Genomic DNA, 23,473 nt, shown 5'->3' on the forward strand with positions numbered 1-23,473 from the left:
GCCTTTCTCCCGCACGATTTCATTTTCTAACAGAGGTTATTTTCGAAATGGCGAAGGAAAAATTTGAGCGGAACAAGCCGCACGTAAACGTCGGCACCATCGGTCACGTTGACCATGGCAAGACCACGCTGACTGCGGCCATCACCAAGGTCATGGGTTCGGCTGTCGATTTCGCAAACATCGACAAGGCTCCCGAAGAGCGCGAGCGCGGCATCACGATTTCGACGGCTCACGTCGAATACGAAACCGACGCACGTCACTATGCGCACGTCGATTGCCCGGGTCACGCCGACTACGTGAAGAACATGATCACCGGTGCCGCTCAGATGGACGGCGCGATCCTGGTTGTGAACGCTGCCGACGGCCCCATGCCGCAGACCCGCGAGCACATCCTGCTTGCCCGTCAGGTCGGTGTTCCGGCGCTGGTCGTTTACATGAACAAGGTTGACCAGGTCGACGACGAGGAAATCCTCGAACTCGTTGAACTCGAAGTTCGCGAATTGCTCAGCTCGTATGATTTCGATGGCGACAACATTCCGATCATCAAGGGTTCGGCTCTCGCCGCTCTCGAAGGCCGCGACGAAGAAATCGGCGAGAAGTCGATCCGCGAACTGATGGATGCTGTCGACAACCACATCCCGCAGCCCGATCGTCCGGTGGACAAAGACTTCCTGATGCCGATCGAAGACGTATTCTCGATCTCGGGTCGTGGTACGGTTGTCACCGGCCGTGTCGAAACCGGCAAGGTCAATGTTGGCGACGAAGTTGAAATCGTCGGCATCAAGGACACGCAGAAAACGACCGTTACCGGCGTTGAAATGTTCCGCAAGCTGCTCGATTCGGGTGAAGCTGGCGACAACATCGGCGCTCTGATCCGCGGCGTCGGCCGTGAAGATGTCGAGCGTGGTCAGGTTCTCGCGAAACCAGGTTCGGTTAATCCGCATACCGAGTTCAGCGCAGAAGTGTACGTTCTGTCGAAAGACGAAGGTGGCCGTCACACACCATTCTTCGCGAACTACCGTCCGCAGTTCTACTTCCGCACCACCGACGTGACCGGCGAAGTAATCCTTCCCGACGGTACCGAGATGGTGATGCCGGGCGACAACGTAACGATCAACGTCAAGCTTATCGCACCGATCGCCATGGACGAAGGTCTTCGCTTCGCAATCCGCGAAGGCGGCCGTACCGTGGGTTCGGGCGTTGTGAGCTCGATCACGAAGTAAGTCGCCGTTCCTTTCGGAGCGCATTAAATTCGGGGCCCGGTTCTCACCTGAGAGCCGGGCCCCAATTTATGTGAGGCGCGTTTTACCCATAGCGGTATCGGGCGCCTCGCAAGATTAGCGCGAAATTCGTAGGCTTTCGGGGTTGCCAGAATCTCCACGTCTACGTATATGCGCGACCAAGCCAACGGGGATTCGTTTCCGTTGCAACGAAATTCATGGGGCCTCCCGTCCGGGAAACCGGGGAAACAGGGTGGGCCTTTTATTTTTGGGAGCGGTAAAACGCTCCTTGGCTCTTTCGCATCGGTATAGGTAATGGAAGCACAGAATATCCGTATTCGCCTCAAGGCGTTCGACCATCGCGTTCTCGACCAGGCTACTGGAGAGATTGCAGACACAGCGCGTCGTACGGGTGCTCTTATTCGTGGCCCCATTCCCATGCCGACGCGTATCGAGAAGTTCACTGTGAACCGCGGTCCGCACATCGACAAGAAGTCGCGCGAGCAGTTCGAGGTGCGCACCTACAAAAGACTGCTCGACATCGTGCAGCCGAACGCCCAGACGGTCGATGCGCTGATGAAGCTCGATCTTGCTGCAGGCGTCAACGTCGAGATCAAGCTGGCCTAAGCCGCTTTTTCGACCGGTCTTTCTGGACGGACCTTAAACCGCCAGGCGATTTCGGGGCTCCAACGGCCCCGTCGATCTGAAACCGGATCGGCAAGACATTGGGATACCGCCGGTTCTAACCGGGCTGCGTCCCCCGTCTAGCCAAACTGCCCGACAGGGCGGGGCGGCACTCAGCCCGGACGGGGCGATGCATGACAATTTGGGCTGGCAAGCACCTTGGGATGGTCCCTTGGTGCCTCTGTGTAGGAGTTTAGACGATGCGCACAGGCGTGATCGCAAAGAAGGTAGGGATGACCCGCCTCTTTCAGGAGGACGGACGGCACGTGCCCGTTACGGTTCTCGCTCTGGAAGATTGCCAGGTCGTCTCGCACCGCACCGCAGATACGGACGGCTATTTCGCAGTCCAGCTGGGTGCAGGCGAAGCAAAACAGAAAAACGTGGCGAAGCCGCAGCGCGAGCATTTCGGCAAGGCCGGTGTCGGGCTGAAGAAGCGCGTTGCAGAATTCCGGGTCGAAAGCGAAGAAGGGCTGCCGCCAGTCGGTGCTCTGATCAGCGCCGATCACTTCGTTGCCGGCCAGAAAGTTGACATCACCGGTCACACCCAGGGTAAAGGCTTTGCCGGCGCCATGAAGCGTTGGGGCTTTGGTGGTCTTCGCGCAACGCACGGCGTCTCGATCTCACACCGTTCGCACGGTTCGACGGGTAACCGTCAGGATCCAGGGCGTGTGTTCAAGGGTAAGAAAATGGCCGGTCACATGGGTGATCGCCAGCGTACCCAGATGAACCTCGAAGTGGTTCGTACCGATGCTGACCGCGGCCTGATCTTCGTAAAGGGTTCGGTCCCTGGTTCGAAGAATGGCTGGCTGCTGGTTCGCGACGCGATCAAGCTTGCCGCCGCTGACGATCTTCCGTTCCCGGCAGCGCTCGTCGAAACGGCTGCGCCGCAGACCGAAGCCGAGGCTCCGAAAGGCGAGACCATCGAAACCCCGTCGCAGGGCGAAGAAGCAGCCGCAGGCGATTGCGCCCCGGCAGCCGACGCTCCCGCCGGCGACGAGAAGAAGGAAGACTAAGCCATGAAGGTGAAGGTCCAGAAAATCGACGGGAAGGCGTCGGGTGACATCGAGCTGAGCGATGCCGTATTCGGCGTCGAGCCGCGCGCAGACATCCTGCACCGTGTTGTCACCTGGCAGCTCGAAAACCGCCGTGCGACCGCACGTCCCACGCGTGAGCGTTCGGACGTTGCCCGCACCGGCAAGAAATATGGCCCGCAAAAAGGTTCGGGCGGCGCTCGTCACGGCGATCGCGGCGCTCCGATCTTTATCGGCGGCGGTAAGGCCCATGGCGCGCGGAAGCGTGATTTCAACCAGTCGCTGAACAAGAAAATCCGCGCACTCGGTCTGAAAATGGCGCTTTCGAGCAAGGCGAAGGACGGCCTTGTTGTCCTCGACAGCCTCACGCTGAAAGAAGCCAAGACGCAGACGCTCAAAGGTCACCTCGCCAAGCACGGCTTTGCCGGCAAGGTGCTCGTGATCGACGGCGAAAGTGTTGACGACGGCTTCAAGAAGGCTGCCGGCAACCTTCCGGGCGTGAACGTGCTCCCGGCAGCGGGTGCCAACGTCTACGACATTCTCAACCACGACACGCTGGTCCTGACCAAGGACGCTGTCGAAAAGCTGGAGGCGCGCTTCAATGGCTAAGAAAGATGGCATCGATGCGCGTCACTACGACGTGATCCTGGCCCCGCACATCACCGAAAAGTCGACTATGGCTTCGGAGAACAACGCGGTGGTTTTCAAGGTGGCGAATGACGCGACTAAGCCGCAGATCAAAGAAGCGGTTGAGGCGATCTACGACAAGAAGGTCGTCGCGGTGAACACCATTCTCACCAAAGGCAAGACGAAGCGCTGGAGGGGCAAGCCCTACAAGCGTTCGGATTTCAAAAAGGCTGTCGTGAGGCTCGCTGATGGCGAGATGATCGACATCACCAGCGGTATTTGAGGCGGATCATGGCACTCAAGAACTATAAACCAACGAGCCCCGCGCGCCGCGGCCTCATCCTGATCGACAAGTCCGGTCTCCACAAAGGTGGACCGGTCAAGTCGCTCACTGAAGGCAAGCGCAAGACGGGCGGTCGTAACAATAAAGGCCATGTCACCTCGCGTGGTATCGCCGGCGGTCACAAGCAGAAGTACCGCTTCATCGATTTCAAACGGCGCAAGTGGGATGTTCCCGCGACTGTCGAACGGATCGAATACGACCCGAACCGCACGGCTTTCATCGCTCTTCTGAAATACGAAGACGGCGAACTGGCTTACATCCTCTGCCCGCAGCGTCTCGCTGTCGGTGATACTGTTCTTGCCGGCGAGAAGGTCGATACGAAGCCGGGCAATGCCATGCTTCTGGGCCAGATGCCGGTCGGCACCATCTGTCACAATGTAGAGATGAAGCCGGGCAAGGGCGGCCAGATCGCTCGCAGTGCTGGCACTTATGTCCAGCTCGTCGGCCGTGACCGCGGCATGGTTATCGTCCGCCTGAACTCGGGCGAGCAGCGTTATCTGCGTTCCGATTGCATGGGAACGGTTGGCGCGGTTTCGAACCCCGACAACCAGAACCAGAATTTCGGCAAGGCCGGTCGCACCCGCTGGAAGGGTCGCCGTCCGCTCACACGCGGTGTCGCAAAGAACCCGGTCGATCACCCCCATGGTGGTGGTGAAGGTCGTACGTCAGGTGGCCGTCATCCGGTGACCCCGTGGGGCAAACCGACCAAGGGTGCCCGCACTCGTAAGAACAAGCAGACGGACAAGATGATCATCCGTTCGCGTCACGCGAAGAAGAAGAGGTAAGACACGATGGCACGTTCCGTATGGAAAGGTCCGTTTGTCGAGCTCAGCCTGCTCAAAAAGGCAGAGGACGCACAGGAAGCTGGCAGCAGCAAGCCGATCAAGACCTGGTCGCGCCGCTCCACAATCCTGCCGCAGTTCGTTGGGCTGACCTTCAACGTTTATAACGGACAGAAATTCATTCCCGTCTCCGTTTCGGAAGAAATGGTCGGCCACAAGCTCGGTGAATTCGCGCCAACGCGCAGCTTCCCCGGTCATGCTGCCGACAAGAAGGGCAAGCGCTAATGAGCAAGGCAAAATCACCACGCCGCGTTGCGGATAACGAGGCTCTGGCTGTCGGTACGCAGATTCGCGGTTCGGCGCAGAAGCTGAATCTCGTTGCGCAGCTGATTCGCGGCAAGAAGGCCGAAGAAGCCTTGAACATCCTTTCCTTCTCCAAGAAGGCGATGGCCAAGGATGCCAGCAAGGTTCTCGCATCGGCGATCGCCAACGCGGAAAACAACCACGATCTCGATGTCGACGCGCTCGTCGTGGCCGAGGCTTCGGTTGGCAAGGCGATCACCATGAAGCGGTTCCACACACGTGGCCGTGGTAAGTCGACCCGTATCCTGAAGCCGTTCAGCAAGCTGCGTATCGTGGTTCGCGAACAGGAAGAAGAAGAGGCGTAAGATGGGCCAGAAGAGCAATCCGATCGGTCTGCGCCTGCAGATCAACCGCACCTGGGACAGCCGCTGGTACGCCGAAGGGCGTGACTATGCCGCGCTGCTCAGCGAAGATATCAAGATCCGCAAGTACATCGTCGAGAATCTGACACAGGCAGCGATTTCGAAGGTTGTGATTGAGCGTCCGGCCAAGCTGTGCCGCATCTCGATCTACGCGGCTCGCCCCGGTGTCATCATCGGCAAGAAAGGCGCAGACATCGAAAAGCTGCGTCAGAAGCTTGCCACGATGACCGAAAGCGAAGTGAAGCTGAACATCGTCGAAATCCGCAAGCCGGAAATCGATGCGAAGCTCGTCGCTCAGGGTATCGCTGACCAGCTGGTTCGCCGTGTGGCTTTCCGTCGCGCGATGAAGCGCGCCATGCAGTCGGCCATGCGTCTCGGTGCGGAAGGCATCAAGATCGTGTGCGGCGGCCGTCTCGGCGGTGCTGAAATCGCCCGTGTCGAGCAGTACCGCGAAGGTCGCGTTCCGCTCCATACGCTGCGCGCCAACATCGATTACGCTGAAACCGAAGCGCTGACTGCATACGGCATCATCGGCATCAAGGTTTGGGTCTTTAAGGGCGAAATTCTCGCTCACGATCCGACCGCACAGGACCGATTGATGATGGAATCGCAGACCTCCGGCGTTCGTCCGGCTCGCTGATTGCAGGATTAGGAAAAAGCCATGCTGCAACCGAAGAAAACCAAGTACCGCAAGGCCTTCAAGGGCCGGATCAAGGGCGACGCAAAGGGCGGCACCACGCTGAACTTTGGCTCCTATGGTCTGAAAGCTCTCGAACCGGAGCGGATCACCGCACGCCAGATCGAAGCGGCTCGCCGCGCGATCACGCGTCACATGAAGCGTCAGGGTCGTCTCTGGATCCGCGTGTTCCCGGATGTGCCCGTGTCCAAGAAGCCTGCCGAAGTTCGTCAGGGTAAGGGCAAAGGCTCGGTCGAATACTGGGCTGCTCGGGTAAAGCCGGGCCGGATCCTGTTCGAGCTCGACGGCGTTTCGGGACCGATCGCAGCAGCCGCTTTCGAGCGCGCCGCGATGAAGCTTCCGATCAAGACCAAAGTCGTCGCCCGTCTGGGTGACACCAGCCACCTGGGAGGCGAATGATGGCCGATATCGAAGATCTTCGCACGAAGACCGATGATCAGCTGAGCACGGAACTGACCGAGCTCAAGCGCGAGCAGTACAACCTGCGTTTCCAGTCGGCGACCAACCAGCTGGAGAAGCCTTCGCGTATTCGCGAGGTGCGCCGCAATATCGCGCAGATAAAAACGCTGCAAAACGAGCGTGCGGTCAAAGCCGCCGCTGAAAAGGCGTAAGGAGCAGACAATGCCGAAACGTATCCTCGTCGGGACTGTCACCTCCGACAAGACCGACAAGACCGTGACCGTGCTGGTCGAACGGAAGGTGAAACACCCGCTTTACGGGAAGATCATTCGCCGTTCGAAGAAGTACCACGCTCACGACGAGAAGAACGAATTTTCCATGGGCGACATCGTCCGGATCGAGGAGACCAAGCCGATCTCCAAGACCAAGACTTGGGCTGTGAAGGATCGGGTAGTTGCCGGCGGTACGCAGGCAGTCGAGGCCGATCTCGAAGTCGCCGAAGCCACCCCCGGTGGTGCCGAGTAATTTGACGTAGGAACTCCCGGGCGGGTTTTCGGTCTCTAAGGCCCAAAGCAAGTCCCGGAAAGCCAAGAGAAGGAACGGATCAATGATCCAGATGCAATCCAATCTCGACGTCGCGGACAACAGCGGCGCAAAGCGCGTCCAGTGCATTAAAGTGCTGGGTGGGTCGAAGCGCCGGTTTGCCTCCGTTGGCGACGTGATCGTGGTTTCCGTGAAGGAAGCTCAACCGCGCGCAAAGGTCAAAAAGGGCGATGTTCATCGCGCCGTGATCGTTCGCACCAAGAAGGACGTTCGTCGTCCCGATGGCAGCGTGATCCGCTTTGACAGCAACGCTGCGGTCCTCGTGAACAAGAGCGAAGAGCCGATCGGCACTCGTATCTTTGGCCCGGTTGTGCGCGAACTGCGCGGCCGCGGCTTCATGAAGATCATCTCGCTCGCACCGGAGGTGCTCTAAGATGGCATCCGCTAAGATCAAGAAGGGCGACAAGGTTGTCGTGCTTTCGGGCAAGGACAAGGGCCGCACCGGCACCGTCCAGCAGGTCTTGCCGAAAGATGGCAAGATCGTTGTCGAAGGCATCAATGTCGTCGCTCGTCACCGCAAGCCGAGCCAGCAGAACCCACAAGGTGGCATCGACCGTTTTCCGGCCCCGATGCACATCGCCAAGGTTGCTGTGGCCGATCCCAAGGATGATGCGCCCACCCGTGTCCGCTTCGAAATGAAGGACGGCAAGAAGGTGCGCGTTGCCGTAAAGAGTGGGGAGACCATCGATGGCTGATTACACTCCACGCATGAAGTCCCGCTTTGAGGACGAGATCGTCAAGGCGATGACTGAAAAGTTCGGTTACACCAACCGTCTCCAGGTCCCGCGCCTCGAGAAGGTCACTCTCAATATGGGTGTGGGCGAAGCGAGCCAGGACAAGAAAAAGGTCCAGATCGCTGCTGAGGAAATGGCGCTGATCGCCGGTCAGAAGCCGGTTATCACCAAGGCGAAGAAGTCGATTGCACAGTTCAAGCTGCGCGAAGGCATGCCGATCGGCTGCAAGGTTACCTTGCGCCGCGACCGCATGTACGAATTCATGGATCGTCTCGTAACCATCGCAATGCCACGCATCCGCGACTTTCGCGGGCTCAACCCGAAGTCGTTCGACGGTCGCGGCAATTACGCGATGGGTCTCAAGGAACAGATCGTGTTCCCGGAGATCAGCTACGACAAGATCGAAAAAGTTCGCGGCATGGACATCATCGTGACCACGACCGCGAACACCGATGAAGAGGCGCGCGAATTGCTGCGTCTTTTCGGCTTCCCTTTCCAGGGCGAAGCCAAGAGCGAACAGAAAGAAGCGGCGTGAGCCGTTTCATGACCGAAACAGAAGGTAAGAGAGCTTAAGTCCAATGGCGAAACTGAGTTCCATCAACAAGAATGAGCGTCGCAAGAAGCTCGTTAAGCAGTACGCAGCGAAGTACGAGAAGCTTAAGGCGATCGCCGACGACAAGTCGCTCGACGAAGCCGAGCGTCTGATCGCGCGTCTCAAAATGGCGGAAATTCCGCGCAACGCGAACCCAACCCGCGTGCGCAACCGCTGTTCCACCACTGGCCGCCCACGCGGCTATTATCGCAAGTTCGGCATCAACCGTATTGAACTGCGCAACCTCGGCAACAAGGGCCTGATTCCAGGCCTGACCAAGTCGAGCTGGTGAGGATCTGACGAATGGCTATGACCGATCCACTGGGTGATATGCTCACCCGCATCCGCAACGGACAGCAGGCGAAGAAGGACAGCGTCCTTTCGCCCGCTTCGAAACTCCGTGCAAACGTGCTCGAGGTACTTCAGCGCGAAGGCTACATCCGTGGCTACAGCGAAGACGAAACCGGCAAGCACAAAGCGCTGCGGATCGAACTGAAATATTTCGAAGGCGAACCTGCGATCAAGCATGTGAGCCGCGTTTCCAAGCCGGGCCGCCGCGTCTATTCGGGTTCGAAAGAACTCCCGATCGTGCGCAATGGCCTTGGCATCACCATCGTCTCCACCCCGCGCGGTGTCCTTTCGGACAACGAAGCGCGTGAGGGCAATGTCGGCGGTGAAGTGCTCGCGGAGGTCTTCTGATGAGCCGCATTGGTAAAAAAGCGGTCGCGATCCCTAACGGGGTGACGGCCAATATCGAAAACGGCATGCTCAGCGTGAAAGGCCCGAAGGGCACGCTGACACTGGGTCTGTCCGACCTCATCGATTACAAGGTCGAAGAGGGCGAGATCCAAGTGAATCCGGCCAACGACAGCAAGCAGGCGCGTTCCTATTGGGGCATGCAGCGCACGCTGGTGTCGAACCTGGTCGAAGGTGTCACCGAAGGCTTTTCCAAGACACTCGAGATTTCCGGCGTCGGCTACCGTGCGAAGGCGCAGGGCAAGACCCTGAAGCTCGAACTCGGCTTCAGCCACGATGTCGATCTCGAAGTGCCCGAAGGTATCGAAGTGAAAACGCCCGATCAGACCACGGTCGAAATTTCCGGCATCGACAAGCAGGCCGTTGGCCAGTTTGCCGCGGAAATCCGCCGCTGGCGCAAGCCTGAACCTTACAAGGGTAAGGGCATCAAGTATCGCGGCGAATATGTCTTCCGCAAGGAAGGGAAGAAGAAGTAAGATGGCAAAGCTCTCTCTCTTTGAACGTCGCCGTCGCCGTGTCCGCAGCGCACTCCGCGCTCGCTCCGGTGGCAAGCCGCGCCTGTCGGTGCACCGCACCGGCCGCCACATCTATGCGCAGATTATCAACGATGCCGAAGGCCGCACCGTCGCTGCCGCGTCGACACTGGGGGCAAAGTCCTCGGGTGCGAATGTCGATGCCGCCGTTCAGGTTGGCAAGGACATCGCAGATGCTGCCAAGAAGGCTGGCGTGACCACTGTCGTGTTCGATCGCGGCGGGTTCCTGTTCCATGGCCGCGTGAAAGCGCTGGCCGATGCCGCTCGCGAAGGCGGGCTGGAGTTCTGATGATGGCCGACGACAAGAAACCAGAAGAAAACACCGAAGCGCAGGCTGCGCCGGAAGTAACGGAAACGCCCGAAGCAGCGGCTGCCAAAGCCGATGCCGAGGTTCCAGCCGTTGCAGAGACACCTTCGGAAGCTGCCGACAATCAGTCTGCCGCTGCCGAACCGAGCGCTCAGCCGACCGAACAGCCCAGGCAACAGGGCCGTGGTGGTCGTGGCCGCGGCGGTGACAATCGTGGTGGCGGCGGAGGCCGTGGCCGCGGTGGACGTGACAATCGCCGTGGCGGTCGCCGCGAAGAGGAAGATGACGGAATCATCGAAAAGCTGGTGCACATCAACCGCGTTTCCAAGACGGTTAAGGGTGGTAAACGTTTCGGCTTTGCTGCGCTCGTCGTCGTCGGTGACGGCCAGGGTCGGGTTGGCTTCGGCAAGGGCAAGGCCCGCGAGGTGCCTGAAGCCATCACCAAGGCAACCGCTGCTGCACGTAAGCACATGATCCGCGTCGCCCTGAAAGAAGGCCGTACGTTGCATCACGATGCCAACGGCCGCTTCGGTGCCGGCAAGGTTACCGTTCGTACCGCGCCTCCGGGAACCGGCATCATCGCCGGCGGTCCGATGCGTGCCGTGTTCGAAAGCCTCGGCGTTGCCGACGTGGTCACCAAGTCGGTCGGTACGTCCAACCCGTACAATATGATCCGCGCCACCTTTGACGCGCTCGTCAACCAGACTTCGCCGAAGTCGGTTGCACAGCGTCGCGGCAAGAAAGTCGCCGACCTCCTGGGCCGCGGCGGCGCAGACAAGGCAGAGGCTGAGGCCGATGCCGCAGCAGTTGTGGAGTAAGACCAATGGCTGCCAAGAAAACCGTCAAAATCAAACAGATCGGTTCGCCGATCCGTCGTCCCGAAAGCCAGCGCAAGATCCTTATCGGTCTTGGGCTCAACAAGATGCACAAAGTCGTCGAGCGTCAGGATACCCCTGAAGTTCGCGGCGCGATCGCCAAGATCCCGCATCTCGTCGAAGTGGTCGACTAAACCAAGTTGGGAGGCCCCGCTTCGGCGGGGTTTCTTTCCTCCAGCGCGAACAAAAGCGAAAGCGAGTGCAACATGAAACTCAATGACATCCGTGATAACGAAGGCGCCCGTAAGGGTCGCATGCGCGTGGGCCGCGGTATCGGCTCCGGCAAAGGCAAGACCGCCGCACGCGGCCAGAAGGGCCAGAAGAGCCGTTCTGGCGTGGCGATCAAGGGCTTCGAAGGCGGCCAGATGCCGCTTCACATGCGCCTGCCAAAGCGCGGCTTCAACAACCCGTTTGGCAAGGATTATGCCGAGGTGAACATTGGCATGGTCCAGAAATGGATCGACGCCAAGAAGCTCGACGGAAAGAAAGACGTCACCGAAGACGCACTGCGCGAATCTGGCCTGGTTCGCGGCGGCAAGGACGGCGTTCGTCTGCTCGGCAAGGGCGAGATCAAGGCCAAGGTCAAGTTCGTCGTCACCGGCGCGACCAAGGGCGCGATTGCAGCCGTTGAAAAGGCTGGCGGCAGCGTCGAAGTGACCGCTCCCACCAATGCCGAAGTGAAGGCCGCAAAGGCCGAAGCTGCAAAATAATACCATAAAAGCTGGGGCAGGGGGTTCGACAACGCGCCTCCTGCACCCTATCTATCCGTTCTGAGCCGGGACGGGCCGGCGCAAGACCAGGATTAATTCAGTACAATGGCATCACGCGCCGACAATATCGCCAGCAACATGAACCTCGGCAATTTTGCCAAGGCGACAGAGCTGCGCCAACGCATTTGGTTTACGATTGGTGCGCTGATCGTCTTCCGTTTCCTCAGCTACGTTCCGCTCCCCGGAGTCAATCCGGCAGCGTTGCAGAACCTCGCCGATCTTGGCCGGGGCGGCGTACTTGAGCTCTTCAACACATTTTCGGGCGGCAGCCTTGAGCGGATGAGCCTCATCGCGCTCGGCGTCATGCCCTATATTACCGCTTCGATTGTGGTGCAGATGGCTTCGGCACTCCATCCGACTCTCGCCGCGCTCAAGAAAGAGGGCGCGACCGGGCGGCAGAAGCTGAACCAGTATACCCGGTACGGCACGGTATTCCTGTGCGCGATCCAGGGCTATTTCCTCGCCGCCGGGCTGGAAAGCTTCAGCGCGCAAAACGGCATCTCCGCCGTGGTTGAGCCTGGCTACATGTTCCGTGTCGGTGCGGTTATCAGCCTCGTCGGCGGGACGATGTTCCTGCTGTGGCTGGGTGAACAGATCACCTCGCGCGGGATCGGCAACGGCGTTTCGTTGATCATCATGGCCGGGATTGTGGCGCAGTTCCCGACCTTCGCAACCAACCTGTTCGAAGGCGGCCGCACCGGGTCGATTTCGCCGGGCATCATCATCGGCTTCATGATCATGGTCGTGATCCTGATCCTGCTTATCTCCTACGTCGAGCGTGCACAGCGGCGTCTGCTGGTGAAGTATCCGAAGCGCGCGACGCAGAATGGAATGATGCAACAGGACAATTCCTACCTGCCGCTGAAGCTCAACACCGCAGGTGTGATCCCTCCGATTTTCGCGAGCTCGCTGCTGCTTCTGCCGCTGACGATTTCCCAGTTCGCTGGTAACTCGGTCGATACCGAGAGCACTTTTGGCGGCGTGATCGTGACGCTGAACCAGTATCTTGCCCACGGGCAACCGATCTACATGACCCTGTATGGTCTGGGCATCATCTTCTTCACGTTCTTCTACACTGCGGTTGTCTTCAATCCAGAAGAGCGCGCCGAAGATCTGAAGAAGGGCGGCGGCTTCATCCCCGGCATTCGCCCGGGCAAACGGACCGCCGATTATCTCGAATACGTTCTCACCCGGATCACGGTCGTCGGTGCCATTTATCTGACGCTCGTCTGCGTCATTCCAGAATACATGATCGCCCAGACGGGTATCCCGCTGTTCCTCGGCGGAACCAGCCTGCTGATCGTCGTCAATGTGACGGTCGATACGTTGAGCCAGATCCAGTCTCACCTGCTGGCTCACCAGTACGGCGATCTCATCAAGAAGGCTAAGTTGAAAGGTCGCATGCGTTAACGCATGAAGGCGACTGACGGTTTGAACGCGCGGCGAGATGTTCGCGAGATAATAGGGGTTCGTCGGTGAACATCATTCTTCTTGGTCCGCCCGGAGCAGGCAAGGGAACGCAAAGCGCTGGATTGGTGGAGCGTCATTCGATGCGCCAGCTTTCGACTGGCGATATGTTGCGGGCAGCAGTGAAGGGCGGGACACCGGTTGGCCTCAAGGCAAAGGCCGTTATGGACCGCGGCGAGCTGGTTTCCGACGAAATCGTTTCGGAACTGATCGACGCCAACCTCGCAGCAATGGACCAGGGTACTGGCGCGATTTTCGATGGCTATCCGCGCACAGCAGCGCAGGCCGATGACCTCGATCGCATTCTCGCCAAGCACGGACGCAGCCTTGACCACGTGATTGAGCTTGGCGTGGATGTCGATGCATTGGTCGAGCGCATCACGGGCCGTTTCAGCTGCGCGAATTGCGGAGCGCTCTATCACGATACCGCCAACCCCCCTGCCAAAGAAGGTGTGTGCGATGTGTGCGGCGCGACGGAATTCAAGCGCCGTCCCGACGACAACGAGGAAACGGTGCGCACCCGCATGGACGAATACCGGGCGAAAACTGCGCCGATCCTTCCCGGTTACGAAGCGCGGAACATCGTTTCGCGCGTGGATGGGATGGCAGGCATCGAAGAGGTCGCAGCCTCGATCGACGCGATCCTTTCGTAAGCGCTTCCCGCAAGAGGTCTTTCGCTGGACGTGCCAATCGCATAAGCATCGCCCAAAGGGAGATTTGGGTCATGCAGAAGTTTTTCACCGCGGCCGCAGCGATCGCCGCTCTTGCCGCCGCTATGCCGGTTTCAGCGGAAGTCACCGAGCAGAGCGAAAACGGTTTCATCACGCGCGACGAGGCGGTGCTCGATGCAACGCCTAAAGAAGTGTGGCTCGCGCTGATCACGCCGTCGAGCTGGTGGAATTCCGCCCACACGTGGTCTGCCGACTCTACCAATCTGACCCTGACACCGCAGGCGGGCGGATGTTTTTGCGAGCGCATTCCGGAGGCGGAGGATGCAGGGCGCATCACTCTCGAAGGCAGCGTGGAACACATGCGTGTGATCCAGGCCTATCCGGAATCGGCGCTGCGCATGAAAGGCGCTCTCGGTCCGCTGCAAAGCGAACCTGTGACAGGTATCCTTACCATAGCGATCAGCGAGGCTGCTGGCGGTACACGCGTCGTGTGGGAATATAATGTCGGCGGGAAAATGCGCTTCGAAACGCCCGTCATCGCAGCGGCTGTCGACGGAGTGATGTCACAGCAACTCAATGGACTTGCTGAACTTCTGGGTCGTGTAGACGGCGGCGCAGCGGCGCCAGATATAGGTTCTGATGACGAGGGCAATGGCGAAGAGCCGTCTGAGCCATCGGACAGCGAAGACGCCGCATCCAGCGACGCCGACGAGTAATCCGCAACAGCAATTGAGTGCGCTTGCGTGCTACGCCAGCGCGCTTTTGACGGGCAAGCGAGCAAGCGTTATCGTGCCACTTGAAACAGCTTCGGCGCTGCCCATATTGGCGGCTCGATGGTTTATGCGCGTGCCTGCTGTTGACTGCCGAAGAGAATCGCAGTAAGCGCGCGGCTCACTCGACACGCCAAATACGACCCTGGCGAACCCAGTCCGGCAGGCAACGCTTTTCCAAATGCGTGCCATCCGGACTTTTGCCGTTTGGAGCCCGGTTTCAGGCCGGCCTCTCCGATAGGCTCGCAAGGGAACTTGGCGCGTCATCACAGTGAGCGTTGAGATAGGGGTGATGGCGCCAATGCCGGAAACCTCTGTGGAGCATGGAGAATTAAGTGGCTCGTATTGCCGGGGTAAATATCCCCACCAATAAGCGTGTTATTATCGCGCTTACCTACATTCACGGAATTGGCCGCACCACGGCCGTTCGTATCGCCGACAAGCTTGGCATCGATCACAGTGCACGTGTGCAGGATCTGACCGATGAGGAAGTCCTGCGGATCCGCGAAACCATCGACGAAGATCACACGGTGGAAGGCGACCTTCGCCGGAACACCGCGATGAACATCAAGCGTCTGATGGATCTGCGGACCTATCGCGGCCTGCGTCACCGTAACGGCCTGCCCGTTCGCGGACAGCGCACGCACACCAACGCCCGTACCCGCAAGGGCAAGGCCAAGCCGATCGCCGGGAAGAAGAAGTAAGCTCAGCTTAGGCTGGACGCTTTTTCCTTCACCCGCATTCAATAAGGAATACGAGAAATGGCACGCGAACCGGGCGGTAAAGTAAGACGCCGCGACAGGAAGAACATCACGAGCGGCGTTGCGCACATCAACGCCAGCTTCAACAACACCATGATCACCATCACCGATGCACAGGGCAATGCGATCAGCTGGTCCAGCGCCGGTAGCATGGGGTTCAAAGGTAGCCGTAAATCGACACCGTATGCCGCGCAGGTCGCCGCAGACGATGCCGGCAAGAAGGCAGCCGAACACGGTGTCCGCACCCTCGAAGTCGAAGTGAAAGGCCCTGGTTCGGGCCGTGAGAGCGCGCTGCGCGGTCTCGCCGCTGTCGGTTTCAACATCACGTCGATCCGCGATGTGACGCCGATCCCGCATAACGGGGTCCGTCCTTCGAAGCGGCGCAGAGTCTGATTTAAGCGTCTGATCCGATTTGCCCGGTGGCTGTTCTGGCCGCCGAGACTTCAACGGACCGGACGCGCTTTCAGCAGCGCCCCGGTCCGCACATATTTCAAACCCGCTGCAAAGCGAATTAGGGGAAATCCATGTCCGTCAACACGAAGAACTGGCAGGAACTCAAGAAACCCAACACCCTCGAGATCAAGGATAAAGGCGACAAGCAGCGCAAGGTGACTTTCGTTGCCGAACCGCTCGAGCGCGGCTTTGGCCTTACGCTCGGCAACGCGCTTCGCCGGGTGCTTTTGAGCTCGCTTCAGGGTGCCGCGATCACTTCGATCAAGATCGAGAACGTGCTTCACGAATTCTCGTCGCTCGCCGGCGTGCGCGAAGACGTGACCGACATGGTCCTGAACGTGAAGCAGATCGCGCTTAAGATGGAAGGCGAAGGCCCGAAGCGGCTTCAGCTTTCGGTCACCGGCCCGGCGACAGTCAAGGCTGGCGATATCGCAGTTTCGGGCGACATCGAAGTGATGAACAAGGATCTTGTCCTATGTCACCTCGATGAAGGCGCGACGCTGAATATGGAACTTACTGCCGACGTCGGCAAAGGCTACTCGCCTGCGGTTCAGAACCGTCCAGCAGATGCGCCGATCGGTCTGATCCCGGTAGACTCGCTCTATTCGCCGGTTCGTCAGGTCAGCTACAAGGTAGAAAACGCCCGTGTCGGCCAGGAGCTCGATTACGACAAGCTCTCGCTGACTGTCGAAACCGACGGCACCGTCACCCCGGAAGACGCAGTGGCCTATGCCGCGCGTATTCTCCAGGACCAGCTGACTTTGTTCGTCCACTTCGAAGACGGCATTCCGCAGCCACAGTCGGCCATGATCGGTCAGGCTGCTGCGCCGCAGGAAGACGACGCCAACCAGCTCAACCGCTACCTTCTCAAGAAGGTCGACGAGCTGGAGCTTTCGGTGCGTTCGGCCAACTGCCTCAAGAACGACAACATCATCTATATCGGCGATCTGGTTCAAAAGACCGAAGCCGAGATGCTGCGCACGCCGAATTTCGGACGCAAGTCGCTGAACGAGATCAAGGAAGTTCTCTCCAGCATGGGTCTGCGCCTCGGCATGGACATCCCGGGCTGGCCACCAGAGAACATCGAAGAAATGGCCAAGAAGCTTGAACAAGAGCTGCTGGGTTAATCAGGTTCCGGCGGCGCACCGCCCGGTTTCGGGAAAGCGCCGCCAGCACTGGGCTACCTCATACGGGCCCCTTTCGAACGGAGTAACAGAATATGCGTCACGGAATTTCTCAGCGTAAGCTTTCGCGTAAATCGGGCCACCGTACGGCTCTTTTCCGCAACATGGCGGCTGCGCTCATCAAGCATGAGCAAATCCACACCACGCTGCCAAAAGCGAAGGAACTGCGTCCCTATGTTGAAAAGCTGATCACGCTGGCAAAACGCGGCGGTCTTTCTAACCGTCGGCTCGCGATGAGCCGCCTGCAGGACGAAACGCAGCTCAATAAGCTTTTCGATACCCTTGCAGAGCGTTACAGCGACCGCGAAGGCGGCTACACCCGCATCATCAAGGCCGGCTACCGCGGCAGCGACAGTGCGCAGATGGCGATCATCGAATTCGTCGAACGTGACGAAGATGCGAAGGGCCAGGACAGCGGCCCCGTCATGAGCGAAAACGAAGAATACGCCGAGGCGTAAGCTTCGCAGCATCAACGCTTTCAAAGGGGCTGGCGGAGCGATCCGCTGGCCCCTTTTCTTTTGCACCGGCGCAGCTAGTGTCGCGCACCATGATCAAAACTGTTTTGGCTGCCGCCGCCGTGCTGGCAATGACCGCGCCCGCATTCGCCCAATCCGCCCAGCACCAACTCGAAACCCGCTACGACCGAGCGCTTGCCGCGGGTTATAAGGCGCTGTTCCTGTGCAGCGCCATGGATACATGGGAAACCACCGGGCAAATCCGCCGTCCTGAAGAGATTGAACAGTGGGATCTCGCAGGTATCGACCCGAATTACGCGCCGTATCTGCTTGATCTCGAGGCGAAGGAATATCGGCGCGAGCGCTTCCTCGATCTCCATCACATCGCAGTAGAATGGGCCGATGATATGCCTCCGCGCATTGCGAGCACCAATTATGGCGAGGGATGCCGTATTGAGCCGATAGGCCAGATTGTGTCGAAGGAAGGCCTTATCGAAGTACAGCCCGGCGATGACCGGTCCACCTTCCTGAAAATTCGTGAAAGGCTGCAGGTGAGCGAAGACGACCTTGTCGATACGCCGGATGAGCTCGCCTCTGTGTTCGAGCGCTTTATGGGTGATGATACCCTCCAGACTCCGCGGACCACCGCGATCATCGTGGCGCGTGACGGCGAGCGGGTGGGTACTGCCTTTGCCGACGGGTACAGCGACGTGTCGCCTCAGCGCACATGGTCGGTCGCAAAAAGTCTTGCCGCGACATGGATCGGTGCAGCCGTTCACGGACATGGTATCGATCCGAACACACCGGCAATAGACGGCCTCCAACCCGATGATCCGCGCCGCGCGATCACGATCGACCATCTCCTGCGTATGGCTTCGGGACGGTACTCGGACACGCCGGGCAATCGCACGGATCCGATCTATTGGGGCGGCAGTTCCGTTCAGGATCGCGCGCGGAGCTGGCCGCTGATCGAGGCGCCGGGATCGACTTTTCGCTATGCCAACAACGACACGCTCCTGGCTGTGGATGCCGTGGTTTCCGGAGAGATCGATACGCCGGCCGCGTTCTTCGCCGATATCGGAATGCACCACACCTTTCCTGAGAAGGATTTCAATGGGTCCTACATCCTGTCCAGCCAGGTCTGGACGACAGCGGCGGACCTGTTGAAGTTCGGTCAGCTTTATCTCGATGGCGGGGTGCTGCCCGATGGGAGGCGCGTGCTGCCAGAGGACTGGGCGGAATATGTCGCGGCGCCGTCGGGCCCGCAGCCAGAGGGCAGGCCATTCGGTTATGGTGCCAGCTTCTGGCTATTCAACAATTCCGAGGGCGTTCCTGCTGATACCTATGCGGCGATGGGCAATCGCGGCCAGTTCGTGGTGATCGTGCCAAGCCGCGATGTAGTGATCGTTCGGCGCGGCGAAGACCCCTCCGGAACACGTTTCGACATCGCCGCCTTCACTCGCGATGTGCTGGCAGCGCTCGACTGAGGAGTAGTCTGGCGTTCATATAAATACGCCATTAGCTGAACAATAGCTGCAAGAGGTCTTCAGGCTCATCAAAGGGCGAATCGTCCACATGGGACATCCAGTCGGCGCAAACCTGCATCGACCAACCCGAGGATAGGCTCTCATGACGAAGCTCGAAAAGACACTCGCCAAAGCCACGCTCGGGACTGTCGCGGCTGGCGCGATGGCCCTGGCAACGGCAAGTCCGGCGATGGCCGATGACTATTACGACCGCGACCGCGGCATCGGCGCCGGAGAAATAATCGCAGGCGCTGTGGTGATCGGTGGTATCGCGGCGCTGGCTGGCGCATTCGATGGCGACAGGGATGATTACCGCGACCGCCGTTGGCGCGGACGCGATCATCGCGGCTACAACCACCGCGTGCGCTACGATCGCGGCTTCAACAATGGTCGCCGCGCGGTCGAGCGCTGCGTGCGGGCGGCCGAACGCCAGGCACGCAGGTTTGGCGGATATCGCTTTGCCGACGTGACCCAGATCCGCGACGTTGATCGGACGCGCAATGGCTTCCGCGTGAAAGGCCGCATCCAGGTCGAAGGCGGGCGTGGTTATGGCCGCCGCGATTTCGACCGCGGACGCTTCACCTGCTTCGTCGGCCGCGGCCAGCGGCCCCATGTCGAATTCCGCAAGATTCGCGGTTTGCGTTAATCGCTCGCTGTGAGGGTTCGGGGCGGTCCTCCCACCGTCCCGTTCACCAACATTCTGGCAAGTTCATAGGCGGTTCAGGCACCCGAAAGCCTGAGCCGTCTATGCGCGTGTCCATTCCAGGGCGATTGGTGGCCGCTCGTTTCGTAAACAGGAGGGAGCATTCATGCTTTCCAAAAGCCGTACCGGGGCTGTCGCCGGCCTGATTGCCGCCATTTCCATGACCGCTACACCGGCCGCTGCGGACGATTTGCCTAGACTTCCGGCAAGCGTGGGCAGCTCTATCTACGCCGATTTCGATCACAGCGCCTATGATGGCGAATTCGAGTCGGGTGAATGGCGCCGCTGGGGACGCCGGGGCTGGCGCAGGGGCGGTTGGCATCGCCGCCGGGGGATCAGGGGCGGAGACATCCTCGCAGGTGTGTTGATCCTCGGCGGGATCGCAGCCGTTGCGAGCGCCGCCAACAACAACCGCCGTCACCGTGATCGCGACGTTGTCATCGTCGACCGCCGTGACCGTGACTATGACCGCCGCGACCGCGATTACGATCGCCGCGATAACCGTCGCGGCTACAATGCTTCGGCTTCCGGGCTCGATAACGCGGTGGACCAATGCGTCCGCCAGATCGAGCGCGACGTCCGGGTCGACACTGTCGATGGCGTGGATCGCACAGCACAGGGCTGGGTTGTGACAGGCGCACTCTTCAATGGAGAGGGCTTCAGCTGCCGGATCGACAATGAAGGCCGGGTGGACGACATCAATTACGGGAGCTTCCGTGGCTCGTCGTTCGATCCGGACGCTGCAGTGAGAGCGCGCGGGGATGACAGGCAGTGGACTGACGCGAGCTATATCGCCGCGCGTGAGGCCAATGCTGCTCAGCCTGCAGCCATTGCTGGAACGGATGAACCACTTCCGGCCTATCCCGGTGGTCCGATACCGGGTGAGCAGGTGAGCGAGGAAATCGACGCCGATATCGGCGGTTAAAGCCTGTCTTCGGATGGCGGGGTAGGGATCGGCTCAGCCGCTTCTCTATCCCGGCCGTAGCTTGGCAGGCCCCATTGCCATTGGATAGCGGCTGCGCGCAGGGCCATCCCGGCAAGGAAGGCCGCGCCCCAGATCCAGCCATCGGCGATAATGAGGGTCGGCATCATGAGCGGTGCAGCAGTCATGCCGATAACGGTAATCGCTGCGCTCAGCGCCGCTGCGGTCACATAGAGTTCGGGCTGCATTATGATCGAAGGCCGACCTGCCACGACGTCACGAATGATCCCGCCGACACAGCCCGTTATGATACCCATGAGAACGGCGGGCACCGGCGGAATGCCATAGGCCAGCGCCTTGGCACTGCCGAGCACCGCGTACGCGGCGAGCCCGGCGCCGTCGGCAAAATCGTACAATTTGCCCTGCCATAACTTGACCGGTGTGAACCACGCGATGAGCGCTGTGAACAGGCACGCCGCCGCCACCCAAGGATCGGTGATCCAGAACACCGGCGCATCGATGAGCAAATCGCGGACCGTTCCGCCGCCGACGCCGGTCACGAGCGCAAAGAACGCCATAGTCACAAACGTCTGGCGTTCCTTTGCCGCGATGACTGCACCCGAAAGCGCAAAGATCGCGATCCCGGCTATATCGAGAATGTCGAGTATCGGGGTGAGAACTGTCTCGTCCATCATGTGCCTCCGCTACGTGGTCGGCCAGCCATACGCGATCTTCGGCGGCGGAACATCAGGATCGAACCCATGAGCGAGCCGATCGATGCGAGAGCCGCGAAAAGGATCAGGACTGGGTGGCTCGTATCCTGACGCTCGGAAAGGTCCATGATGTGAAGTCCCCACATGATGTCGAACCAGCGCCACCAACGCGTCCGGACCGCTTCGATATCGCCGGTCTCTCGCCCGACATAGATATGCGTGCCATCCTCGAGCGTCACACGCCATACCGGCATCGGCCGCCGAAAATCGACCGGCACCTCGTCGGATTCGAAAAACGTCACACGCTCGGCGCTGGTGCCGCCAATGATCTCCTGCGCCACGATAGACCGCGCCTCGGCCGCGCTGACCGGCTCGATGCGTGTGCCGGTGATTGCATCGAAGCGCTCGATCGTGCCCTCCGCATAGGTGATGAACGTAACGGCTCTCCCTCGCTGCATCCGCGTTTCGAACGAGTGGATTGGCGCCGCATTCTCCAGCTGAAATGCAATCGGAGCGGGATTTCCCGGAGGAAGGGTCTCGTGTTCCTCGTTCTGGGCAATGCGCAGGTGATTGCCGCGCACTTCCTCGATTGGCTTGGCGACCATGAAAAGGCCGGTCGCGGTCCACATCACGATAGGCACGCCGACGAGCCAGCCTAGCCAGACGTGCCACCGGGCGAGCGCGCGCATACATGCAGCCACTGGTCTCAGCCGTGCAGGATTTGGGCGATGGCCTCGGCCGCGTCGATACAATCGAGATCGCTCCAGCGCGGCCCGATAACCTGCATTCCGCAGGGCAGGGCGGTCCCTTCGTAATTGCTTTCACCGATAGGCAGCACTGTCGATGGCAGGTTGGGGAATGTTGCGAGCCCGGCCCATGCAAGGGCCGCACCGGCAGGGATATCCTGCCCGTTGACCCTGATCGTCGCATTGAAGACCGACCCATCGAGATGCGGGATCGCAAGCACCGGCGCGGGCGGTGCCAAGACGAAATCGTACGTTTCGAACAACTGGGCCCATGCGAATTCGTTGGCGGCCTGCGCATCCAGCAGATCGAACCAGTCTGCAGCACTGGCGCGCTTGCCATCGGGCGAAGGCGCGCCCCGCGCCAACGCGATATTGAGCATGCGCAGATAGTCGGCCTGCTGCTGGGCCAGATCGGGGATCAGGGCACTTGCCCGCTCAACCTTTATCCCGGTTCTTACCAGTTCCTCAATTGCGCAATCGATCGGCTCGGAAACGCTGGCATCGACGGGACTTGCCGGAAATTCGGTTATTGCGAGCACCCTGCAATCGCGCAGCGGCCTCGACTTGCGCTGCAGTGGGATGGTGGCACCTAGCTGGGTCAGCAGGGTCAGGTCTGCAGCATTGCGGGCCAGTGGTCCGGCGATGGAAAGTGCACCGTCATGGGCGGCAGTGAAGCCTTTACGGCGGGCTATTTGTGGATGATCGTGACCGCGTTTGCTGACGAGGCCCCAGGACGTCTTGTGCCCCCAAATCCCGCAGAAATGGGCGGGCACTCTCACTGACCCGCCGATGTCGGTGCCGTATTCGCACGGAACCATGCCGCTGGCCACGGCAGCCGCCCCCCCTCCCGAAGATCCGCCGGGGGATCGCTCTGGATTGTGCGGGTTCCTGGTGCGCCCATAGACGGCGTTGAAGCTCTGCCAGTCGGATAGGTCGATGGGTACGTTGGTTTTGCCGATGATGATCGCGCCTGCCGCTTTCAACCGGCGGACAAGTTCCGAGTCGCGCGGAGCGATGTAGTCTATCAGCCGCTCATGGCCCCAGCATGATTGCAGCCCTTCGACATCGAAGCTTTCTTTGACTGTCATCGGCACGCCGAAAAGCGGCTGGTCCGCACCGGGCGTCTGGCCGGTCATGGCGCGTGCTGTGTCGCAGGCCCGGTCGAAATCGGGCACGGCGACCGCGTTTATCTCGGCATCGAGATGCTCGATCCGCAGAATTGCGGCGTCAACGGCCTCGATCGGTGACATTTCGCCGGAACGGATCGCCGCCGCCGTGGCGATCGCACCGGGTTTATCGGTGAGCGTCGGATAGGCCACTTTGTCGGTTTCCCCCTGATCCCAGGCACAGTTACACTGGCGCAGCTGCAAAGCGAGTCCGCGCGCCGGCATCAGCCGATACCGTAAGCCAATGCGGTTCGCCAT

Annotated in this window: 35 protein-coding genes; 32 read left to right on the forward strand and 3 right to left on the reverse strand. The window is 60.0% G+C overall.

Annotated elements, in window-relative coordinates; genetic code table 11:
- Positions 1-47 precede the first annotated feature (47 nt).
- The 32 genes from tuf (at position 48) to KCG45_RS11155 (ending at position 20,593) form a co-directional block, all read left to right on the forward strand.
- On the forward strand, positions 48-1,223 hold the full coding sequence (tuf, locus tag KCG45_RS11000; protein WP_218317270.1) for an elongation factor Tu: 1,176 nt from the start codon (positions 48-50) through the stop codon (positions 1,221-1,223).
- 312 nt (positions 1,224-1,535) lie between these two features.
- Positions 1,536-1,847, forward strand: a complete 312-nt coding sequence (gene rpsJ / locus KCG45_RS11005) for a 30S ribosomal protein S10 (protein ID WP_006831877.1) — start codon at positions 1,536-1,538, stop codon at positions 1,845-1,847.
- 257 nt (positions 1,848-2,104) lie between these two features.
- Positions 2,105-2,917 carry a 50S ribosomal protein L3 gene (gene rplC / locus KCG45_RS11010; RefSeq protein ID WP_218317271.1) on the forward strand — a complete coding sequence of 271 codons (813 nt, stop codon included), beginning with the start codon at positions 2,105-2,107 and terminating at the stop codon, positions 2,915-2,917.
- 3 nt (positions 2,918-2,920) lie between these two features.
- A complete protein-coding gene (gene rplD, locus KCG45_RS11015; protein ID WP_218317272.1) occupies positions 2,921-3,544 on the forward strand; it encodes a 50S ribosomal protein L4 in 624 nt (207 codons plus the stop codon).
- A complete protein-coding gene (locus KCG45_RS11020; protein ID WP_190786965.1) occupies positions 3,537-3,845 on the forward strand; it encodes a 50S ribosomal protein L23 in 309 nt (102 codons plus the stop codon). The genes rplD and KCG45_RS11020 overlap by 8 nt, the downstream gene beginning before the upstream one ends.
- An 8-nt stretch (positions 3,846-3,853) precedes the next feature.
- Entirely contained in the window at positions 3,854-4,690 is an 837-nt protein-coding gene (gene rplB, locus KCG45_RS11025) for a 50S ribosomal protein L2 (RefSeq protein WP_218317273.1), read from the forward strand.
- A gap of 6 nt (positions 4,691-4,696) precedes the next feature.
- Positions 4,697-4,972 (forward strand): 30S ribosomal protein S19, encoded by a 276-nt coding sequence (gene rpsS / locus KCG45_RS11030; RefSeq protein WP_190786967.1) that lies wholly within the window; start codon positions 4,697-4,699, stop codon positions 4,970-4,972.
- A complete protein-coding gene (gene rplV / locus KCG45_RS11035; protein WP_218317274.1) occupies positions 4,972-5,355 on the forward strand; it encodes a 50S ribosomal protein L22 in 384 nt (127 codons plus the stop codon). The genes rpsS and rplV overlap by 1 nt, the downstream gene beginning before the upstream one ends.
- Position 5,356: 1 nt before the next feature.
- Positions 5,357-6,052 carry a 30S ribosomal protein S3 gene (gene rpsC, locus KCG45_RS11040; RefSeq protein ID WP_218317275.1) on the forward strand — a complete coding sequence of 232 codons (696 nt, stop codon included), beginning with the start codon at positions 5,357-5,359 and terminating at the stop codon, positions 6,050-6,052.
- A gap of 21 nt (positions 6,053-6,073) precedes the next feature.
- The gene (gene rplP / locus KCG45_RS11045; RefSeq protein WP_190786970.1) at positions 6,074-6,508 is read left to right on the forward strand and encodes a 50S ribosomal protein L16; all 435 of its coding nucleotides are present in this window, start codon (positions 6,074-6,076) and stop codon (positions 6,506-6,508) included.
- Positions 6,508-6,720 carry a 50S ribosomal protein L29 gene (gene rpmC, locus KCG45_RS11050; protein ID WP_218317653.1) on the forward strand — a complete coding sequence of 71 codons (213 nt, stop codon included), beginning with the start codon at positions 6,508-6,510 and terminating at the stop codon, positions 6,718-6,720. The genes rplP and rpmC overlap by 1 nt, the downstream gene beginning before the upstream one ends.
- A gap of 10 nt (positions 6,721-6,730) precedes the next feature.
- A complete protein-coding gene (gene rpsQ / locus KCG45_RS11055) occupies positions 6,731-7,033 on the forward strand; it encodes a 30S ribosomal protein S17 (RefSeq protein WP_218317276.1) in 303 nt (100 codons plus the stop codon).
- An 82-nt stretch (positions 7,034-7,115) separates the two neighbouring features.
- Positions 7,116-7,484 carry a 50S ribosomal protein L14 gene (gene rplN, locus KCG45_RS11060; RefSeq protein ID WP_010411138.1) on the forward strand — a complete coding sequence of 123 codons (369 nt, stop codon included), beginning with the start codon at positions 7,116-7,118 and terminating at the stop codon, positions 7,482-7,484.
- A 1-nt stretch (position 7,485) separates the two neighbouring features.
- Positions 7,486-7,806, forward strand: a complete 321-nt coding sequence (rplX, locus tag KCG45_RS11065) for a 50S ribosomal protein L24 (protein ID WP_218317277.1) — start codon at positions 7,486-7,488, stop codon at positions 7,804-7,806.
- Entirely contained in the window at positions 7,799-8,380 is a 582-nt protein-coding gene (gene rplE, locus KCG45_RS11070; protein ID WP_218317278.1) for a 50S ribosomal protein L5, read from the forward strand. The genes rplX and rplE overlap by 8 nt, the downstream gene beginning before the upstream one ends.
- A gap of 43 nt (positions 8,381-8,423) precedes the next feature.
- A complete protein-coding gene (gene rpsN, locus KCG45_RS11075) occupies positions 8,424-8,729 on the forward strand; it encodes a 30S ribosomal protein S14 (protein WP_190786975.1) in 306 nt (101 codons plus the stop codon).
- A gap of 11 nt (positions 8,730-8,740) precedes the next feature.
- On the forward strand, positions 8,741-9,136 hold the full coding sequence (rpsH, locus tag KCG45_RS11080; RefSeq protein WP_218317279.1) for a 30S ribosomal protein S8: 396 nt from the start codon (positions 8,741-8,743) through the stop codon (positions 9,134-9,136).
- Positions 9,136-9,669 carry a 50S ribosomal protein L6 gene (gene rplF, locus KCG45_RS11085; RefSeq protein ID WP_218317280.1) on the forward strand — a complete coding sequence of 178 codons (534 nt, stop codon included), beginning with the start codon at positions 9,136-9,138 and terminating at the stop codon, positions 9,667-9,669. The genes rpsH and rplF overlap by 1 nt, the downstream gene beginning before the upstream one ends.
- A 1-nt stretch (position 9,670) precedes the next feature.
- Positions 9,671-10,015 (forward strand): 50S ribosomal protein L18, encoded by a 345-nt coding sequence (gene rplR / locus KCG45_RS11090; protein WP_218317281.1) that lies wholly within the window; start codon positions 9,671-9,673, stop codon positions 10,013-10,015.
- Entirely contained in the window at positions 10,015-10,851 is an 837-nt protein-coding gene (gene rpsE, locus KCG45_RS15510) for a 30S ribosomal protein S5 (RefSeq protein ID WP_255548137.1), read from the forward strand. The genes rplR and rpsE overlap by 1 nt, the downstream gene beginning before the upstream one ends.
- A 5-nt stretch (positions 10,852-10,856) precedes the next feature.
- A complete protein-coding gene (gene rpmD / locus KCG45_RS11100; RefSeq protein WP_152434960.1) occupies positions 10,857-11,042 on the forward strand; it encodes a 50S ribosomal protein L30 in 186 nt (61 codons plus the stop codon).
- Positions 11,043-11,114: 72 nt separating this feature from the next.
- A complete protein-coding gene (gene rplO / locus KCG45_RS11105) occupies positions 11,115-11,618 on the forward strand; it encodes a 50S ribosomal protein L15 (protein WP_218317282.1) in 504 nt (167 codons plus the stop codon).
- Between the two features lie 105 nt (positions 11,619-11,723).
- The gene (gene secY / locus KCG45_RS11110) at positions 11,724-13,088 is read left to right on the forward strand and encodes a preprotein translocase subunit SecY (RefSeq protein WP_218317283.1); all 1,365 of its coding nucleotides are present in this window, start codon (positions 11,724-11,726) and stop codon (positions 13,086-13,088) included.
- A gap of 65 nt (positions 13,089-13,153) precedes the next feature.
- On the forward strand, positions 13,154-13,798 hold the full coding sequence (locus KCG45_RS11115) for an adenylate kinase (protein WP_218317284.1): 645 nt from the start codon (positions 13,154-13,156) through the stop codon (positions 13,796-13,798).
- Between the two features lie 71 nt (positions 13,799-13,869).
- Positions 13,870-14,532, forward strand: a complete 663-nt coding sequence (locus KCG45_RS11120; protein ID WP_218317285.1) for an SRPBCC family protein — start codon at positions 13,870-13,872, stop codon at positions 14,530-14,532.
- Positions 14,533-14,921: 389 nt separating this feature from the next.
- Positions 14,922-15,290: a 30S ribosomal protein S13 gene (rpsM, locus tag KCG45_RS11125; RefSeq protein WP_218317286.1), complete on the forward strand. Its 369-nt coding sequence runs from the start codon at positions 14,922-14,924 to the stop codon at positions 15,288-15,290.
- A gap of 57 nt (positions 15,291-15,347) precedes the next feature.
- A complete protein-coding gene (gene rpsK, locus KCG45_RS11130) occupies positions 15,348-15,740 on the forward strand; it encodes a 30S ribosomal protein S11 (protein ID WP_218317287.1) in 393 nt (130 codons plus the stop codon).
- 131 nt (positions 15,741-15,871) lie between these two features.
- The gene (locus tag KCG45_RS11135; RefSeq protein WP_218317288.1) at positions 15,872-16,927 is read left to right on the forward strand and encodes a DNA-directed RNA polymerase subunit alpha; all 1,056 of its coding nucleotides are present in this window, start codon (positions 15,872-15,874) and stop codon (positions 16,925-16,927) included.
- 92 nt (positions 16,928-17,019) lie between these two features.
- The gene (rplQ, locus tag KCG45_RS11140; protein WP_218317289.1) at positions 17,020-17,442 is read left to right on the forward strand and encodes a 50S ribosomal protein L17; all 423 of its coding nucleotides are present in this window, start codon (positions 17,020-17,022) and stop codon (positions 17,440-17,442) included.
- Positions 17,443-17,531: 89 nt separating this feature from the next.
- Entirely contained in the window at positions 17,532-18,926 is a 1,395-nt protein-coding gene (locus tag KCG45_RS11145) for a serine hydrolase domain-containing protein (RefSeq protein WP_218317290.1), read from the forward strand.
- A gap of 142 nt (positions 18,927-19,068) precedes the next feature.
- Complete coding sequence (locus KCG45_RS11150) at positions 19,069-19,611, forward strand: hypothetical protein (RefSeq protein WP_218317291.1); 543 nt, start codon at positions 19,069-19,071, stop codon at positions 19,609-19,611.
- A gap of 163 nt (positions 19,612-19,774) precedes the next feature.
- On the forward strand, positions 19,775-20,593 hold the full coding sequence (locus KCG45_RS11155) for a hypothetical protein (protein WP_218317292.1): 819 nt from the start codon (positions 19,775-19,777) through the stop codon (positions 20,591-20,593).
- Here the strand turns inward: KCG45_RS11155 and KCG45_RS11160 are convergent.
- From KCG45_RS11160 to KCG45_RS11170, 3 genes are read right to left on the reverse strand one after another with little or no spacing between them, the layout of a single operon-like run.
- Entirely contained in the window at positions 20,590-21,282 is a 693-nt protein-coding gene (locus KCG45_RS11160; protein ID WP_218317654.1) for a trimeric intracellular cation channel family protein, read from the reverse strand. The genes KCG45_RS11155 and KCG45_RS11160 overlap by 4 nt on opposite strands.
- The gene (locus tag KCG45_RS11165) at positions 21,282-22,004 is read right to left on the reverse strand and encodes a PepSY domain-containing protein (RefSeq protein ID WP_369410778.1); all 723 of its coding nucleotides are present in this window, start codon (positions 22,002-22,004) and stop codon (positions 21,282-21,284) included. The genes KCG45_RS11160 and KCG45_RS11165 overlap by 1 nt, the downstream gene beginning before the upstream one ends.
- 5 nt (positions 22,005-22,009) lie before the next feature.
- Positions 22,010-23,440: an amidase family protein gene (locus KCG45_RS11170; RefSeq protein WP_255548138.1), complete on the reverse strand. Its 1,431-nt coding sequence runs from the start codon at positions 23,438-23,440 to the stop codon at positions 22,010-22,012.
- Between the last annotated feature and the right edge of the window lie 33 nt (positions 23,441-23,473).

It is taken from the genome of Erythrobacter ani, from assembly GCF_019204025.1.
GTDB lineage: Bacteria > Pseudomonadota > Alphaproteobacteria > Sphingomonadales > Sphingomonadaceae > Erythrobacter > Erythrobacter ani.